General features: G+C 44.3%; 11 protein-coding genes. 8 read left to right on the top strand and 3 right to left on the bottom strand.

Annotated elements, in window-relative coordinates; all coding sequences use genetic code 11:
• The first annotated feature begins 12 nt into the window (after nucleotides 1–12).
• Nucleotides 13–675, top strand: a complete 663-nt coding sequence (locus QHH26_03910) for an NAD-binding protein (GenBank protein ID MDH7481111.1) — start codon at nucleotides 13–15, stop codon at nucleotides 673–675.
• A 14-nt stretch (nucleotides 676–689) separates the two neighbouring features.
• Complete coding sequence (locus tag QHH26_03905) at nucleotides 690–2,468, top strand: carbon starvation CstA family protein (protein ID MDH7481110.1); 1,779 nt, start codon at nucleotides 690–692, stop codon at nucleotides 2,466–2,468.
• Here QHH26_03905 and QHH26_03900 read toward each other — a convergent pair whose 3' ends face one another.
• Nucleotides 2,469–5,069 carry an SMC family ATPase gene (locus QHH26_03900; protein ID MDH7481109.1) on the bottom strand — a complete coding sequence of 867 codons (2,601 nt, stop codon included), beginning with the start codon at nucleotides 5,067–5,069 and terminating at the stop codon, nucleotides 2,469–2,471.
• Between the two features lie 58 nt (nucleotides 5,070–5,127).
• Entirely contained in the window at nucleotides 5,128–6,366 is a 1,239-nt protein-coding gene (locus QHH26_03895) for an exonuclease SbcCD subunit D (GenBank protein MDH7481108.1), read from the bottom strand.
• Between the two features lie 294 nt (nucleotides 6,367–6,660).
• Here QHH26_03895 and wrbA point away from each other — a divergent pair, with 294 nt between their 5' ends.
• The 6 genes from wrbA to QHH26_03865 all read left to right on the top strand — a co-directional run bounded on the left by wrbA (nucleotide 6,661) and on the right by QHH26_03865 (nucleotide 12,722).
• Complete coding sequence (gene wrbA, locus QHH26_03890; GenBank protein ID MDH7481107.1) at nucleotides 6,661–7,269, top strand: NAD(P)H:quinone oxidoreductase; 609 nt, start codon at nucleotides 6,661–6,663, stop codon at nucleotides 7,267–7,269.
• A gap of 1 nt (nucleotide 7,270) precedes the next feature.
• Nucleotides 7,271–8,179 carry a class II fructose-bisphosphate aldolase gene (locus tag QHH26_03885; GenBank protein ID MDH7481106.1) on the top strand — a complete coding sequence of 303 codons (909 nt, stop codon included), beginning with the start codon at nucleotides 7,271–7,273 and terminating at the stop codon, nucleotides 8,177–8,179.
• A 3-nt stretch (nucleotides 8,180–8,182) separates the two neighbouring features.
• Nucleotides 8,183–9,163 carry a pyruvate dehydrogenase (acetyl-transferring) E1 component subunit alpha gene (pdhA, locus tag QHH26_03880; protein MDH7481105.1) on the top strand — a complete coding sequence of 327 codons (981 nt, stop codon included), beginning with the start codon at nucleotides 8,183–8,185 and terminating at the stop codon, nucleotides 9,161–9,163.
• Between the two features lie 66 nt (nucleotides 9,164–9,229).
• Nucleotides 9,230–10,213, top strand: coding sequence for a pyruvate dehydrogenase complex E1 component subunit beta (locus QHH26_03875; GenBank protein MDH7481104.1), 984 nt, complete (start codon nucleotides 9,230–9,232; stop codon nucleotides 10,211–10,213).
• Between the two features lie 41 nt (nucleotides 10,214–10,254).
• Entirely contained in the window at nucleotides 10,255–11,517 is a 1,263-nt protein-coding gene (locus QHH26_03870) for a dihydrolipoamide acetyltransferase family protein (protein MDH7481103.1), read from the top strand.
• Nucleotides 11,518–11,624: 107 nt separating this feature from the next.
• Complete coding sequence (locus QHH26_03865) at nucleotides 11,625–12,722, top strand: helix-turn-helix transcriptional regulator (GenBank protein MDH7481102.1); 1,098 nt, start codon at nucleotides 11,625–11,627, stop codon at nucleotides 12,720–12,722.
• A gap of 12 nt (nucleotides 12,723–12,734) precedes the next feature.
• Here the strand turns inward: QHH26_03865 and QHH26_03860 are convergent, their stop codons facing one another.
• A complete protein-coding gene (locus QHH26_03860) occupies nucleotides 12,735–15,956 on the bottom strand; it encodes a hypothetical protein (GenBank protein MDH7481101.1) in 3,222 nt (1,073 codons plus the stop codon).
• Nucleotides 15,957–15,983 lie beyond the last annotated feature (27 nt).

Below are 15,983 nucleotides of genomic sequence, written 5' to 3'. Positions count from 1 at the left end.
GGGGATGATAAAATGTACATAATAGTTGCTGGCGGCGGAAAAGTAGGACATTATTTAACACGAGCTTTGATTGACGCTGGGCATGAGGTGCTTCTTTTGGAGAAGGATCGCTCCCGTGCGGATTATCTTTCGGAGGACCTCGGTGAAGTAGTTACGTGGGGAGATGCTTGCGAAGTCTCGACAATGAAAGAGGTTGGGATGGAACGAGCCGATGTTGTGGTGGCGGTAACAGGAGACGATGAAGATAATCTTGTTATTTGTCAGATGGCAAAACGGAAGTTCCACGTTCCTCGCACGATTGCTCGTGTAAACAATCCCAAAAATGAAGATATTTTCGAAATGCTTGGCATTGATGCAACAGTAAGCAGTACAAAGATAATTTTTAATCTAATTGAGCAACAAATCGAAACGGATGAGGTTATTCCACTTGCTCCTCTTCAGCGTGGAAACATTGAGATTGTCGAAGTAGATCTTGGGCCCAAATCACCGGTTGTTGGAAAGAGGATAAACCAGGTTGCCCTCCCCCAGGACGCATTAATTATTTCGATTGTTCGAGATGGTCATGCAATCCTTCCAAACATTGATGTGGTATTTAAGGAAGGCGACAGCGTAATAGCCCTAGTTAATGCTGACCAGGAAGCCCAGCTGCGAGCCATCTTTGCAGAGAGCCATTAGAAGGGAGCATTAGGATGAATGCCGGCCTTCTGTTTGTTGCTGCCGTTCCTCTATTTTTGTTTGCTTACAAGTTCTATGGGCGCTATATTGCTAATATTTTTAGCGTAGATGATTCACGTTCAACCCCAGCTTGCGAAATGTGTGATGACGTGGATTATGTTCCCGCAAAGCCGCTTGTGCTTTTTGGTCATCATTTTGCTTCAATTGCAGGTGCAGGTCCGATTTTGGGCCCCACAATGGCTATGATTTTTGGGTTTATACCCGTATGGCTATGGATTGTATTTGGGAGTATCTTCGTTGGTGCAGTGCATGATTATTCCGCATTGCTAACAAGTATTCGCGAGAAAGGCAAATCCATGGCCGAAGTTGCAGAGCAGGCACTGGGGCGCGCTGGTTTTCTGTTGTTTATTGCTTTTACTATTGTAATGATCTTGATGGTAACATCAGTGTTCCTTCAAATAACTGCGACTGCTCTCACATCATTAGTACCGCTTGAGATTCTTCGAATGGCAAGTAGCCAAACTTTGCTTAAAACAACCGTAGTCAAAGGGGTTGTGAATGCGAGAATTGGTGGCATTGCCTCAACTTCAGTAATTATCATTACTTGTTTTTCTCCATTTATCGGTTATCTTCTTTACAAGCGAAAAGCAAATGTGAATTTGATGGCTCTCTTTGCGCTTGGGATTTGTATATTCTCGGTGCTTATGGGACTAAGATATCCTGTAAGCATTGACAAGAACATATGGATGATAATTATTGCGGTGTATACAGTTTTTGCTGCTGGCATTCCCGTATGGTTAGTGCTCCAACCGCGGGACTTCACAAACGCATTTATGCTTTATGGAGGTGTAGCTGCGCTAGCTATTGCTGGAATAACAGCCCTATTTCGGGGTATACCGATAAGTGCTCCTGGTTGGAATGTTGCTGAGGGGACTGCAAAGTTAGGATTAATATGGCCTATTCTTTTTATTACCGTTGCTTGTGGGGCATGTTCTGGTTTTCATGCGCTTGTTGCTGGTGGAACCACATCAAAACAGATTTCGCAGGAGTCTCATGCAAAAAGTATTGCATATGGAGGAATGCTCTTAGAGGCTCTTCTTGCACTTGGAGTTGTTATTGCAGTTGGTGCCGGCCTCAATTTTAAACACTATTTATCGTTTGTTTTTCCTGGGGCGTCGGGGCAGTCAAATCCTGCAGCCGCATTTGCCGTTGGGATGGGTGGTCTGCTTCATGATGCGCTAGGAATTTCTGCTGCTTTTGGAACAATCTTTGGAATGCTTTTGGTCGAGGGATTCGTCATTACAACTCTGGACACCGCCGTGCGTCTCAATCGCTATCTTTTTGAGGAACTTTGGGCTATCTTGTTTAGGAATCCCCCGTGGTTTATGAAAACCTACATTTTTAATTCTTTATTATCTGTTGGGTTGATGCTTTTCTTTGCTTATACAAATACGATTCTTGCACTATGGCCTATTTTTGGTTCAGCTAACCAACTTCTTTCGGCTCTTACATTACTGTCCGTTGTTGGATGGTTGGCATTGAAGGGTAGACGCTATCTTTTCGCCTTTTTGCCGGCTTTATTTATGATGGCGACCACGATGACGGCACTGGTGTATCTTTTCGTGACAAAGTACCTACCTGCAAAGGCAAATGCATTAATGGGCGCAGATGTAGCTCTCGTGGTTCTCGCAGTTCTAGTTGTTATTCTAATGGTGCGTGTTCTGGTGTCTTTTCGCGCAAAAGAAACTTCGGCGGCTGTTACCGATAATGTGCTCGCAAAAAGTAGCAAATAACTAGGAAATGCTTATTTTGCTCCCCTGCAAGTCCTTTGTTATTTCAATGCGGGTAGGGAATGCGTCTTTTAGTTCATCGATGTGAGTGATTACTAGAATCTTTTCGAAATCATCTTTGATTGAGTTAATTGCGTCGACGAGTTTTTCTCTTCCTTTGCCATCTTGTGTGCCAAAGCCCTCATCGATTATCAATGTCTGAAGCCGGGCTCCAGCACGGCGGGCAAGAAGCTTCGAGAGCGCGATTCGAAGAGCAAGGTTTACACGAAATGCTTCACCACCGCTGTAGAGCTCGTAACTTCGGGTTCCCATATCATCGCTAATTTTGATGTCAAGTGTTTCAGCAGTACCGCCTGTCTTTTTGTCACGCAATGTTTCTAGGCTTACTTGCATTGAGTTATCGGTCATTCGGGCGAGCAATCGGTTTGCTTCTTCCTGAATTTCAGGGATTGCGTTCTCGATAATAAGTGCTTGAACTCCTTTCTTTCCAAATGCAGTAACCAAATCATTGTAAATGGTTCTGTCTTTCTTTGCCTTTTCAAGGTCTTTTTGCAGCTTGTCAACTTTTTCCCGCAAAGCTTTACAGCGTTCGATTGATTGCCTGAGGTTTGCAATTCTACCAGTAATCTGTCGGTCTAGCTCTCGAAGTTGCTCCAGAGTTTTAGAGACCGCATTAAGTTCAGTTATTACCGCGTCGAATTCCAGGAGCAATTTTTCAAGATCTTTTATGGTCTTTTCGTGTTCAGCTATTGACATTTGGCGGCTGGCGATTAATTCGTTGATTGCCCTCAAGTTTTCCTCATTTGTTGGAAGGCTTTCTTCGGCAACTTTGAGATTTGCGGCAAGAGCTTCAAATTCTTCTAGTTTTTTAATCTCCTCTTTTATCCGATTATGCTCGTTTGTATCGTATCCCAAGGATGTTATTTCTTCTTCGGTTTTTTTCAGCTTCAGACGTAAGTCATGTGCAAAATTTTCGGTTTCAAGCTGTTTCTGCAAAGACTCGACTGCCTTTTTTAAACTAGGTTCTTGTTTTTTCGCTTCGAGGATTTGCAATTGCACTTGTTCTGCTTGAGCAAGTCTGTGGCGAGTATCCCTGCCCTTCTTGAGTTTATTTTCAATATTTGCAAGCTCGGTTTCTAAACTAGCGCGCTTTTTCTTGACGTTCGTTGCATCGGAAATGACCGCCTTTATTTTGTTTTCTGTTTGTTCAATTTGCATTTTGTAATCATTAACTAGCTCTGCATGTTTGTCCTTGCCGAGTTCAGTCCGACAAACTGGACACCGTGCACCTGGTTCGGAGAGGAGCCGCAATTTCTCCTCGAGATCCTTTTTCTCTTGGGGCAGCCTTTCGTGGAGGGCTTTTAGCTCGCCCATTCGATTCGAGAGATTTGTGATTTCAGTTTGTATTTCGTTCCTTCGAATCTCAAGTTTATCTAGTTCAGCAATCTCTTTTTGCAAAGTTTCTACTTCGTTAGTTATGGCTGGTAATTGCTCGATTTTGGCCAATAATTGGCCGAGTTCATCGGCTCGAGATCGAAACTCCAATTCTATCTTGTGGCGTTCGTTTGAAATGGCCTGTTCTATGCGCATTTGTTCTAGTTCAAGCTGCCGAAGAGCTTCGAGCCTTTTCTCAAAATCGGGCAATTGGTTTCTGAGCTCTGTAAGTTTGTTCATTCCTGCAAGAATTCGTTCTTTGTCTTTGATAATCTCTTGGAATTGCTTTATGCGTTGCTCTTGCTCGGACTTTCGAGCTATGAGATTGTCAATCTCCTTTTGCAATTCGCTAATGCGCTTCTCACTTTCCCGTTTTTGGGATGCAGCTGCTTCGAGCTCCGCCTGCTTTTTCATCAGCTTTTTTAATTCTGACTCTTTGCTTGCAATTTCTTTTTCGATTTTATTGCGCTCAGCGATTGATTCATTAAGCTGTTGTTGGAGTTCATTTTCGTTTGCAATTTCCGCTTCAATTGTTTCTATTTCTCTACTTAGCTCTTGGACTTGTTGGTCAGCTTGATTGCGGCGGTCTTTTGCTTTTTGCTCTAGTGCATCATAGCGACCTAGGTCGAGGATATCTGCGAGAATTTTCTTCCGGTCGGAAACCGTTTGCTTTGTAAACTCATCTGCCCTACCCTGCTGAATATAGGCGGAATTAATAAAGGTCCGATAGTCCATTCGAAGGATGCGTTTTATTTGGCGGCCAGTTTCACGAAGCCCTTGGCCTGTAAGTGGCCGCCATGTTGGTGATGGCTGGGAGGTATGGTGTTGAAGACCGTTTGTCTTTTCTTCAATTTGGCCATTATCCGCAATATAAAGTTCCCAAATGCCAGAGGAACTTTTCTTGCTACGCCCTCGAATAACGCGGTATACGTCGTCACCAAGTTGGAAATCAAAAACAACTCGCATTTCATCTGAACCGAGGCGGATTAGTTCATCGTCTGAGGCGCGAGCTTCCCCCCAAAGCGCCCAAGTAATTGCATCGAGAAGTGCCGATTTACCATTGCCGTTGTCGCCAGAGAGGCAAGCGATGTGGATACCTCGCAAGTCAAGCGGCGTCACATTTTCGCCGTAGGACATAAAGTTCCGAAGTTCTAATCTAAGTGGAATCATGGTTTCACCTCTGGCATTTGTTTGGCTTACTGCATGTATTTTTCTGATTTGACTGACTTTATGTTATGTTTTCTTCCGCTATTAATTCTTGAATCAACGGCCGTGCGTAATCCATTAATTCGGCCTTTCGTTTTCGGTAATCTTCTATTGTATCAAAATACATTTCAAGCGCCCGAAGAGGGTCGAGTGATTCCGTTAACAGTCTATTTCGGATGGCTTCCTTGTCACGAATAATGTGTTTTGTTATAGGCAAAACATAGAATGCAGAAGAAAGCGCTCTTTGGATGTCCGAATCTCGGACAAAAGGTAGTTTGTCAGCGGAGATGTGATAAATCAACTTGACCACAGCATCATCTATCCGCTTCGACGAAATTTCGTCGAGAATGCGTTGGGTTGGATTATCAACATCTGCATCCACTTCAATTTCGACAAATCTCCTGGCTGGTACACTGACAAACTCATAAGATGCGGAGCCTTTTTCAACCTCGACGATAACGATTCCCTTTTCCTCGTCCTTCTCACTGAAGTCTATACGCTCAATGCTTCCACAATAGACTACAGGCGGATGCCCCCTCTTGTTCAAATCCTGATGTTTGTGGATATGTCCCATTGCTACATAGTCGAAAGCAGGATTTGCGACTGCGCTTACCAACACCTCAGGCTCAGCAACGTTTAAATAGGAGCTTTGGGAACTGACTTTTGAATTTTTTATCCAGAAATGACCTAATAAGACAGAAGGGATAGATGGGTTTAGCTGCCGAGCCAAATAAGCAATGTAGTCGGTATACTTTCTTACCATCAAATCGGTGGTTTCTTCTATGGAAAGATTGCGCGTTTCTTCGCGTGAGAGAACAACGCTTCTTAAAAGGTATGGCATTGCGGCTATCTGAATAGGTCCGGCAGTGGTTTCAATAAGAAGGACTTCTGGTTTACTAAGCACATGCACGTTCTTTACACCGAGCGTGCGATATATTTCGATTGCGTTTGCACGAGCTCTGGAGTTAGGTAAATCGTGGTTGCCTGTAAGCATTACGATTGGCAGTCCTGCGTCGGTAAGTCGCCGGATACACGAGGCAAACTCTCGCTGGTGTGTTTGGTTTGGATCTCTAGATTTGTATGCATCCCCAGCAAAGAGCGCTAAATTTACTCCTGCTTCGAGTGCTTTGTCGATTGCCGCGTTAAGTGAACGCGAAAAGTCTGTGAGGCGAGAGTTAAGGCCTGTCTCTGGGTCAATTTTTCCGTAGTTCTCGATGCCGAGGTGGACATCACCGAAGTGCATTATCTTGATTTTGCTCATTATCGCACCGCCCGGAGCGTGATTTGTCAGCTATTTTAAAATATTTTTAGGATTTTTGGCAAAAATAAATCCTTGCGCTTGCAAATAGATAACGGTAAAAATGCTTGAGATAGGCACCACAAAACAGCTTCAGCGAGTTGTTTCTTAGTAAAATAATAACATGAAACTTTGGTGTTTTCTATATCAATCTTGCGTCTTCTGCAACTAGTTGCGTCCCTGTTAAAACAATGGGGAAGTTTGTAATCGGCTAATGATGGGAACATTACTCCAAAAAACAATTCGGGAGTAACTGTCATGGAGATACTTGTTTTGTTTGATAGCAAGGGCGGAAATGTATATAAGCTAGCGAAAGCCGTCGCTGAGGGCATCGAGCAGGTGGAAGATATAAAAGCGCGCATGCGATGGGTTAAGGAGACGACCCCGATGGAGGTAATTCGAGCAAATGAAACTTGGTCTAAATTCTATGACTTTAAATCAAATGAAATAACCCAAGCTACGCTCGATGATTTGGTTGAAACTGAGGGTCTAGCAATGGGTTGTCCAACTAGGTTTGGAAATGTATCACCAGCAATGGGCAATTTTCTCGAGTCTACAGGTCCACTGTGGTCAAAAGGTGCGCTTGTGGGAAAGGTTGCTGGTGTATTTACAAGCACGAGCACGATGCATGGTGGGAATGAAGCAACCCTTATTACAATGATGGTTCCACTTATGCATTTGGGGTATATAATTGTGCCCATGGGATATGTGGAACCGAATGTCGCATCAACTGACAGAGGCGGCACTCCTTATGGTCCTTCGTCTGTCTCGGGCCTTGGAGAACCGACTCCAACTGAAAAGGAATTATTGATTGCGCGAGCGTTTGGTAGGAGGCTAGCAGAAACCACAAAGAGGCTGAGGTCTTGATATGACACTGGTCACAAGCAAAGAAATTGTTACGAAAGCATTGGCAGGACATTATGCGGTAGGTGCGTTCAATGCCGTAAACATGGAGACTGCACAGGCGATAATTGGTGCAGGTGTTGCGGAAAACAGTCCTCTTATAATGCAGGTTACCCAGACTACTTTGAATTATACAGACCCAGAGGAATTGGCGGCGTTAATGAAAGTCCTGGTGGATCGCGTAAATATCCCTGTTGCCCTTCACCTTGATCATGGACGAACGTTTGAGGTTGTAATGAAGTTTCTTAGGCTTGGATTTACTTCAGTGATGATTGACGGTTCGCTGCAGCCTGATGGAAAAACGCCGAGGACATATGAAGAGAATGTAGAAGTAACACGCAAGGTTGTCGAGGCGGCTCATGCAATTGGGGTGACGGTTGAGGGCGAGCTTGGTACCCTTGGGCAGATTGGTGAGGAAATCACCGATGCATCTGGGGCATTAACCGACCCAAATCAAGCAGCACGCTTCGTGGAAGATACCGGTGTTGACATGTTAGCTGTGTCCATTGGCACGACTCATGGTCTCTATCGAGGGACACCGTTTATTGATGTTGAGAGAGTAAAAGCAATTTCAGACAAAGTTGGTATTCCCCTTGTTATGCACGGCGGTTCATTTACTCCTGATGAAGATGTTCGTGCGGCGATTCGGTTTGGGATTGCTAAGGTAAATATTGATACAAATATCCGCGTAGCATTTTTCGAAGCTGTTCGAGACTGCATTGTCAAAATTGAGGCTGAGCATGAAGAAGCTGATAGAGCAGGCGTACCACGTAAATATGATATTCGCAAAATACTCCAACCTGCAAGAACGGCGATGCAGGCAGTAATCGAGGATAGAATACGTGTTTTTGGAAGCTCAGGAAAGGCAGAATAAATTATGGCTATCAGTGAGAAACGAGCAATACTGACAAAAAATGAGCTAATTTCAATGTATAAAGAGATGCTTTTGATTCGCACTTTTGAAGAAAAGGCTGCCGAGATGTATACGAGGGGCAAAATTGGTGGTTTTCTCCATCTTTACTCAGGCCAAGAAGCTGTGGCGGTTGGTTTTATTTCTGCTTTGCGCCCGGATGATTATGTAATTGGAGCATATCGAGAGCACGGCCAATGTATAGCAAAAGGCACTGATCCAAAATACGTAATGGCGGAGCTTTTCGGCAAAGTTACTGGTATTTCAAAGGGCAAGGGTGGTTCAATGCACCTTTTCGACATAGAGAAAGGCTTTCTGGGAGGACACGGAATAGTCGGTGGAGGTATGCCGCTCGCCGTTGGAGTTGGATTAGCAATTAAATATAAGAAAGAAGACAAAGTATGCATTTGCTTTTTCGGTGATGGCGCGGTAAACGAAGGAGCTTTTCATGAAGCTATGAATATGGTTGCCCTTTGGAAGCTTCCGGTCATCTATGTTTTGGAGAACAACCTATATGGGATGGGCACGCCAGTATATAGAGCCTCCTCGATTCCTGACCTAATTCGACGTGCGTCTTGCTACGATATTGAACGTGAACAGGTGGATGGTATGGATGTTCTAGCAGTTAGAGACACAGCTGAAAGGTCGATAAGACTAGCGCGAGAACATAGCGAGCCACGTTTCGTCGAGGCGATTACATACAGGTATAGGGGACATTCGGTTGCTGACCCAGGCCAGTATCGAACAAAAGAAGAGATTGAGGAGTGGCGAAAACGTGACCCCATTGTACGGATGGAAAGATATCTAAAAGAAAACTTATTCATAACTGACGACGATTTAATTGCAATACGCGATGAGGTGAATGCTAAGGTTCAAGAGGCAGTGGATTTTGCTGAGTCTAGCCCATTTCCGCCGCCAGATGCCTTATATGAGGATGTGTATGCCTGAAGCTTATAGCTAAAGTTTGGTTTCGAAGGCAAGCAATATATTAAGTTATGCGTAGGAGAGCATTCAATGGCCCAGACAATTACTTACCGAGAAGCATTAAACCAAGCTTTGAGAGAAGAAATGAGGCGTGATTCAAATATCCTTGTGCTTGGTGAGGATGTTGCGGCGTATGGCGGCGCATTCAAGGTTACAGAGGGTCTGCTGCAAGAATTCGGACCTGAGCGTGTTATCGATACCCCAATTTCTGAAGAAGCTATTGCTGGGACAGGTATTGGTGCGGCGATGGTGGGTCTTAGACCTGTTGTAGAAATGATGACAATTAACTTTACAACATTGGCGATGGATCAAATAGTAAATCATGCCGCTAAACTCCGCTATATGTCGGGCGGTCAGATTAAAATACCTTTGGTCATACGTGCTGCACAAGCGGCTGGGCTTCAACTTGGTGCCCAACACTCGCAAAATTTGGAATCTTGGTATGCTCATGTCCCGGGTCTTAAAGTGGTAGCCCCATCGGTGCCGGCTGACGCAAAAGGCCTTCTAAAAAGTGCCATCCGAGATGACAATCCCGTAATGTTCATCGAGCATGAAGCCCTATACAATACAAAAGGCGATGTGCCTGATGATGAGTACTTGACACCACTTGCTAAAGCGGAGGTAAAAAGGCAGGGCAAAGATGTGACTATTATTTCCTATCTAAGGACTTTAATTTTGGCTATGAAAGCAGCCGAGCATCTCGCAGATATAGGAATTGATGCAGAAGTTGTGGATGTTCGCACCCTCAGGCCTCTTGATACAGAAACCATTGTGGGTTCGGTAAAGAAGACTCATCGTGCCGTTATTGTCGAAGAAGATTGGAAGTCGGTTGGAATGGGCGCAGAGATTTCAGCTCGAATTCTTGAAGGAGCTTTTGACTACCTTGATGCGCCGGTAATGCGAGTGGCGCTTGCCGAGGTGCCGATGCCATATTCAAAGCCGCTCGAACAGCTTGCTGTGCCGTTGCAAGATGACATAGTAATGGCGGTAAGGCAAATCATGGGTAAGGCATAAAGAGCTTAAAGGACGCAAATAAAGTTAACGGAGGAACGATAATGGCTGCAATCACCATGCCAAAGATGAGCGACACAATGGAAGAAGGAAAAGTCATCAAATGGTTAAAGCATGAAGGTGACCGCATTAGTGAGGGTGATGTTATTGCCGAAATCGAAACTGACAAGGCAAACGTTGAAATGGAGGCATTTCAATCGGGAATTTTAAAAAAGATCCTTGTGCCTGAAGGAGAAACAGTCCCTGTGGGAGCAGCAATCGCCGAATTGGAAGCTGTTGAGGCAGTTCCCAAGTTTGAAGTTCCACAGCAGCCTGAGGTTGTTAGTGAACAACCGCCTAAAACAGCTGAACCCACAGTTGAAATTGCTCCACAATACATTGGAGAAGAGCCCAAGCCTTCAGCTGAGGTTGCCGAGGAAAAGCATATTCTCGCATCGCCTTTGGCACGGCGCATGGCAGCAGAGTTGGGTATTGATTTGTCGAAAGTCAAGGGGACTGGCCCAAATGGTCGGATAACCGAGGCTGATGTAGTAGCTTATGCAAGTCAGGCTCAGGCAGCTGCCCCTTCGGCTGCGCCTCCACCTTCGCCTCCATCAGTGGCAGCAGCTCCTCCTATTACTGAGGTACCTTCTGAAGAAGTTGAACTTAGTAAGATGCGAAAAACAGTTGCGCACCGTATGTCTGAAAGCAAGCAAACTATCCCTCATTTTTATGTCACCACAGAGATTGAGATGGATTGGGCGTCTCGTGTTCGTGATGAACTAAACTCAATAGAAGATGCCCAGAAAAGGATTTCATTTACAGATATGGTAATAAAAGCTTGTGCTCTGGCGCTAGCGCAATTTCCTGAAGTAAACTCTTCCTATAAAGAAGACAAACTTATAATGCACAAAGAAATTAATATTGGAATGGCAGTGGCGCTCGAGAACGGCCTAATAGCTCCTGTTATTCACAATGCAGACAAAAAACCTCTCAGGGAAATTGCGGTAGAAACGAAAAGGCTTGCAGAGCACGCACGCTCAAATACCTTACGTGCATCTGAATATACTGGGGCGACTTTTACTGTTTCTAATTTGGGAATGTTCAATGTAGAAAACTTTGTAGCGATTATAGACCCACCACAGGCAGCATCTCTAGCCATTGGCACAATTATGGAACGCCCAGTTGTCATTGATGGGGAAATTACTATTTCCAAACGAATGAAGGCTACCTTGTCTGCAGATCATCGCGTTCTAGATGGAGCTAAAGCTGCCATGTTTCTTAATGAGGTGCGGAAAAGGCTTGAATCCCCAATTGGACTTATATGACATCAAGAGCCTGTATTCGGGAATAATTAGCATTCAATCACTAAACAACCTCTTGACACCCCAAAACTTGCATGGTATTACTTTTTGCAAAAGGGTAGCCATTTTATATGCGTGCCGTAACGTACAAAGAGCTTGGAATACTTTCGGATATAATTTACATTGCAAACTCGGATATCTTTTCACCGTCGGCGTGGACGGAAATCATTGACTTATTGAGGAAGTTAACGCCCGTTGATGTCTTAGGTGCAGTTTTTCTCGATATCCGAACTTGCAAACCTGAACGCCATGTATCGTATAATATAAATCCTGTTTTCTTCGAAAGGTATGCTAACTACTATCACGCAAGGGAATTGACCCTTTTACCCGCCCTGGCGAGAAACCTTCATGCTTGGCGGCCTACCGATATTGTCCCAAAGAGTGTGTGGGAGAATTCTGAAATCTACAATGACTTTTTGCTTCCAGAGGGATTGTGCCATGCGGTAACAACTGCCCTTAACACTGGGCAAGATGTTCATGCCAGGATATACATGGCGAGAGGAAAAGGCAATGCACCATTTTCGCAAAAAGATGTACATTTTCTAAGTATTTTGCAAACACATTTTGTTAGCGCCTTGAGACGTGCCAAGCTTTTTGAGGAAATACTTAGGACAAAGAATACTTTGGAGGGCGCATTCGACAAGGCACCTATGCCAATTTTTATTTTCGATGATTCTGCAAAACTCATCCACATAAACCAAATGGCGGAATCGATTTGTGGCTGCATAAATAAGCAGGAAAATCTTGATAGGATTGTCAATGCTGTGTCCATGCTGATAAAAGAACAGCAATTAGCAGAAAAGATTTGCATCCCACCTCGAGAGTGCATATGTTACATTGGAAACAATGCTTATCGACTCGGCGCATACTTGTTTCAGGCATCTTGCTGTCAGAGGTATTATATCGTACCTGCTGTAAGCGCTATGGATTATGTGCGGTTTGCTTATAATAGAGCAGTAAACCAATACGGTTTGACGCATTGTGAGGCAAACATTTGCGCTATGCTTATTGCAGGTCTTTCTGATAGGGATATTGCGAGACGATTGAACGTTGATGTCGAAATTGCAATGGTGCGAGTTAAATCTGTTTTAGACCGCCTGCGTGTATCGTGCGTATCCGAGTTGGTAGATAAGCTAATTGGTGATATTCGTCCAAAAGTCAACAACTAAGACCGCTGAGATTTATCGCCAAACTGTCTTTAAATCCAACATCACTTGAAAATCGTCCGAAGGAGAACCAGTCGCTTGGGAGCTGGACCAGTCGGTGTATTGGCCTGTTAGTGTTATGAATTGTTCAGGGCTAACTTGGTAGTCATATTTCAACTTGTAGGTTCTTGCGTGCGAAGTCCCGCTTGGACTCGAAACCCTGTCATAACTATATGATGCCTCGAGTATCCCCAGCGAAGATGTCTTGCCCGAAATTTCAAAGCTCAGAACTCGTTTCTCTGTGCTTTGCTGGTAATTTTCAAAGACATCATAGGCTCCAACAAATCCAAGTCTCCTGGTAAGTGGTGCAGTAAACTTTAGGTGTTCCTCGCCAATGGGCTCCAATGTTCCATTTGGTTGTTCTTTATAGGAGAAGTAGTTGTATTCAAGCTTTGACTTCTCACCGAGTTTGTAATCAGCGTTATATTTGCGCACGAGAGCTGAGGGGGCTGAACCCGGGTCAAGCACCTTGTATGCAAGCGAATAATGCAATCTCTTGGAAGGATTAGGATCGCCCACCAAGCTAAACGCCCTCACAATTGGTGTTTTGCCATCTTTAGTTACCTGGCCTAAGTATTCGGCAGTTATGCGGTGTTGTAGGAAGTTAGTTTCAATTTTTGCTGATTTTGTGCGGGTTTCAATTTTATCTGCTTTGCGGACTTCTGCAAAGGCAACGCTCCATGCTGTTGATTTGAATGGCCCTAAATCGGTAGGGCAAGTCGGTGCTAGGCTGAGTTCCCGAACTTTCCCAGTAGTTGAGCCATTGGATAAAGTTTCTCCAAATCTGGCAGAAAGGTTAAGGCTATTAAAGACCTTTCCCGCTAAGCTATAATCCTGTGCAATTGTTTCGACTTTGTCTGTTTTTATAATTGAGCGCACACCTTTGAAGTTTAGCGACTTTGTAAGCATCGAATCTAACTTCAAGACCTGGGTGTCCTCAAATGTTCCGTCATTTCTTTTCACGTTCTTCCAATCGCCGGTTAGCATAATGGCGCGTCCTGGAAGTGTGTTGAAATGAACTGTACGCGTCTCAAGCGTTTTCTCTTCTCCAGAGGCGGAGGTGCTTCTTGTTGTATCAATCATTGCATTAAGAGAGATGAAGCCTAATGTATTATCAAGACGCAACATGTTTCGGATTAGACGGTCTTCTAACTCATTTTTGCCAGAATTTGCTTCGTCGCGGAACATTGTCAATTTCAAATTTTCAGAAGGCGTCAGTACCAAGTTGTTTGTTGATTGTTTGCGGAAGCGACCGTCTGTTGCATGTTTTGCATTTATAAACGAGCTATCAATTGCAAAGAGCTTCTTAGACGATTCATAGTGTCCCGCCCAGTCGAAGCGTCGGAATCCTTGCTCTGCTGCCATTAGCTTCTTATCTGAATCTGCCAGGTCCATTACTCTTGTGAACTCCGGGTCCATGTTTCGCAGGTTACCCCTAATCCAGAATCCATTGCCGGTTAAATCAAGACCGTATTTGACCAAGGCAGCGTTGTTTTCTGTGATACGAGAGAAAGAGGTTCTTAATTTTGTAGATGGATTAAGAATAAAACTGCCATCTATATTCAACCTCTCCATGCCCTTCTCATTTGCAAAGTTGAGCTTTTCAATTGGAGCGAGTAAAGTGAGTTTATCAAAACCTGCGTCAATCTTTTGGGCATAGCCTGATATTAAGAAGGTTTTTCCACTAAAGGAGAGGGATTGCCTTCTAATGCCATTGTTGTCATCTCCTAATGTTAATAATTGCAGACTAGCGGATGTGGAGCCAAGTTCGGTTGTTGCGCGGATGTTTCGCCGCCAAATACCAACTTCACGCGCAGCATGCTGTTTGTCCTCATTGGTAACGTTTGCTTGGGTGGCGCCTGGTTCGAACTCCTGTCTTATCTTGAGGGCAATCATTGTTTTATCTTCTTCGGAGATGTCACTAATTCGAGTGAAAGTCGAATCTGTTTTACTATCGGTGGCTGAAAGTGAAAATCTTTTAAGTGCAAGGTTAAGCGTGCTAAGTCTGAAGTCGCCATTGTTACCAGAAATCTTGGTCATTGCAATGGTGTTCCATGCTGAATTTGAAGGCAAACCCTTCATTGGTGTGAAGCTAAGTGCGAAATTAGACCGTTTCAAACCTTTTTCTCTTGCCCACTGATCTCTTTCAGCTTCAGCAAGATCTTTAAACCTTGTGAACTTTTCGCCTATTTCCTGTATGCTACCGGCAACCTTGACTGTTGGCGATGCAAAAGATATTGATTGCTTGATAATACTATCTTGTGAATCATCAATGCGGTTCCAAGCAAAGTTAGTTGAGCTGTTGTTATTTAGGGCATAGTCTGCTTGGAATCCTAGTCGCTTTAACCCCTTTTCTTTTTCAAGCCTGTTTAGTAATTCATCTGGAGCGGCATGCTGTTGACGAAGTGCGGTGAAACCAGCGAAGTCTGCTCCTACTTCCTGATACATCGGTTTTACTGTGAGGCGTCCGAATTTCCAGTCGGAATTGTGGAGAAGTAGTTTGTCTGATTTTGGCTTCTGAGCTGGAGCGTTGCTTTGATTTTTGCCTAATAGGTTAAGTGATATCCTGCCCGAATTTTTTGCGGACGAGAAATAGAGCATATTTGACATAGAAGACTGGTTGCCTAGCTTCGTTTCGATGTTTAGTCCGCATGTAAGCAAATCGAAAGCATTTGTTGTCGTTCCACCTGCGCCAGCTTGATATGCGTAGAACACATTCATGTTCGAATTGGAGCCAAGGTTTAATCGAAAGCCTGGAGAACCAAGCAAGGCGCGGTTCTTATCGGCGCTTTCCGAATAGCGATAGGTTATACGAACTATCTGATATGTTTTTATGGGCTCTGCAAATGCTATTGTTCCACTCGCGGTGTCGAGATAATAGTCTCGATTTCTAGCTTTTAGGTTGCCGTCTACCGTGACCGTTTCGCTGTTGGGAATTATTCCGCAGTGGCTAAGCACGTAGCCTGCCCTTGTCCCATTACCCTTGATTGCATCAGAGGCTAGGATTCCACGCTCGCTAGCTGTGCCTGGTGATGGTATGCTTGGTCCAGGTTCGGTTATTCCCGCTAACGAACGCTGAAAACTCAGCAGCGTGGGATCATTTGCGCTGTTGAGTTGAGATGCTCCTCCGGGTGCTGCGATTGAGAGAAAGACAAAAGCTGAGAGGCATCCGGCCAATATGAACTTTGCCGTTTTCACAAGACATCACCTCGCTTTGGCATTAAT

The organism is Armatimonadota bacterium (assembly GCA_029907255.1).
Lineage (GTDB): Bacteria > Armatimonadota > UBA5829 > DTJY01 > DTJY01 > JAIMAU01.
Note: the sequence above shows the minus strand (reverse complement) of the source record. Positions and strands in the feature narration are given on the sequence as shown.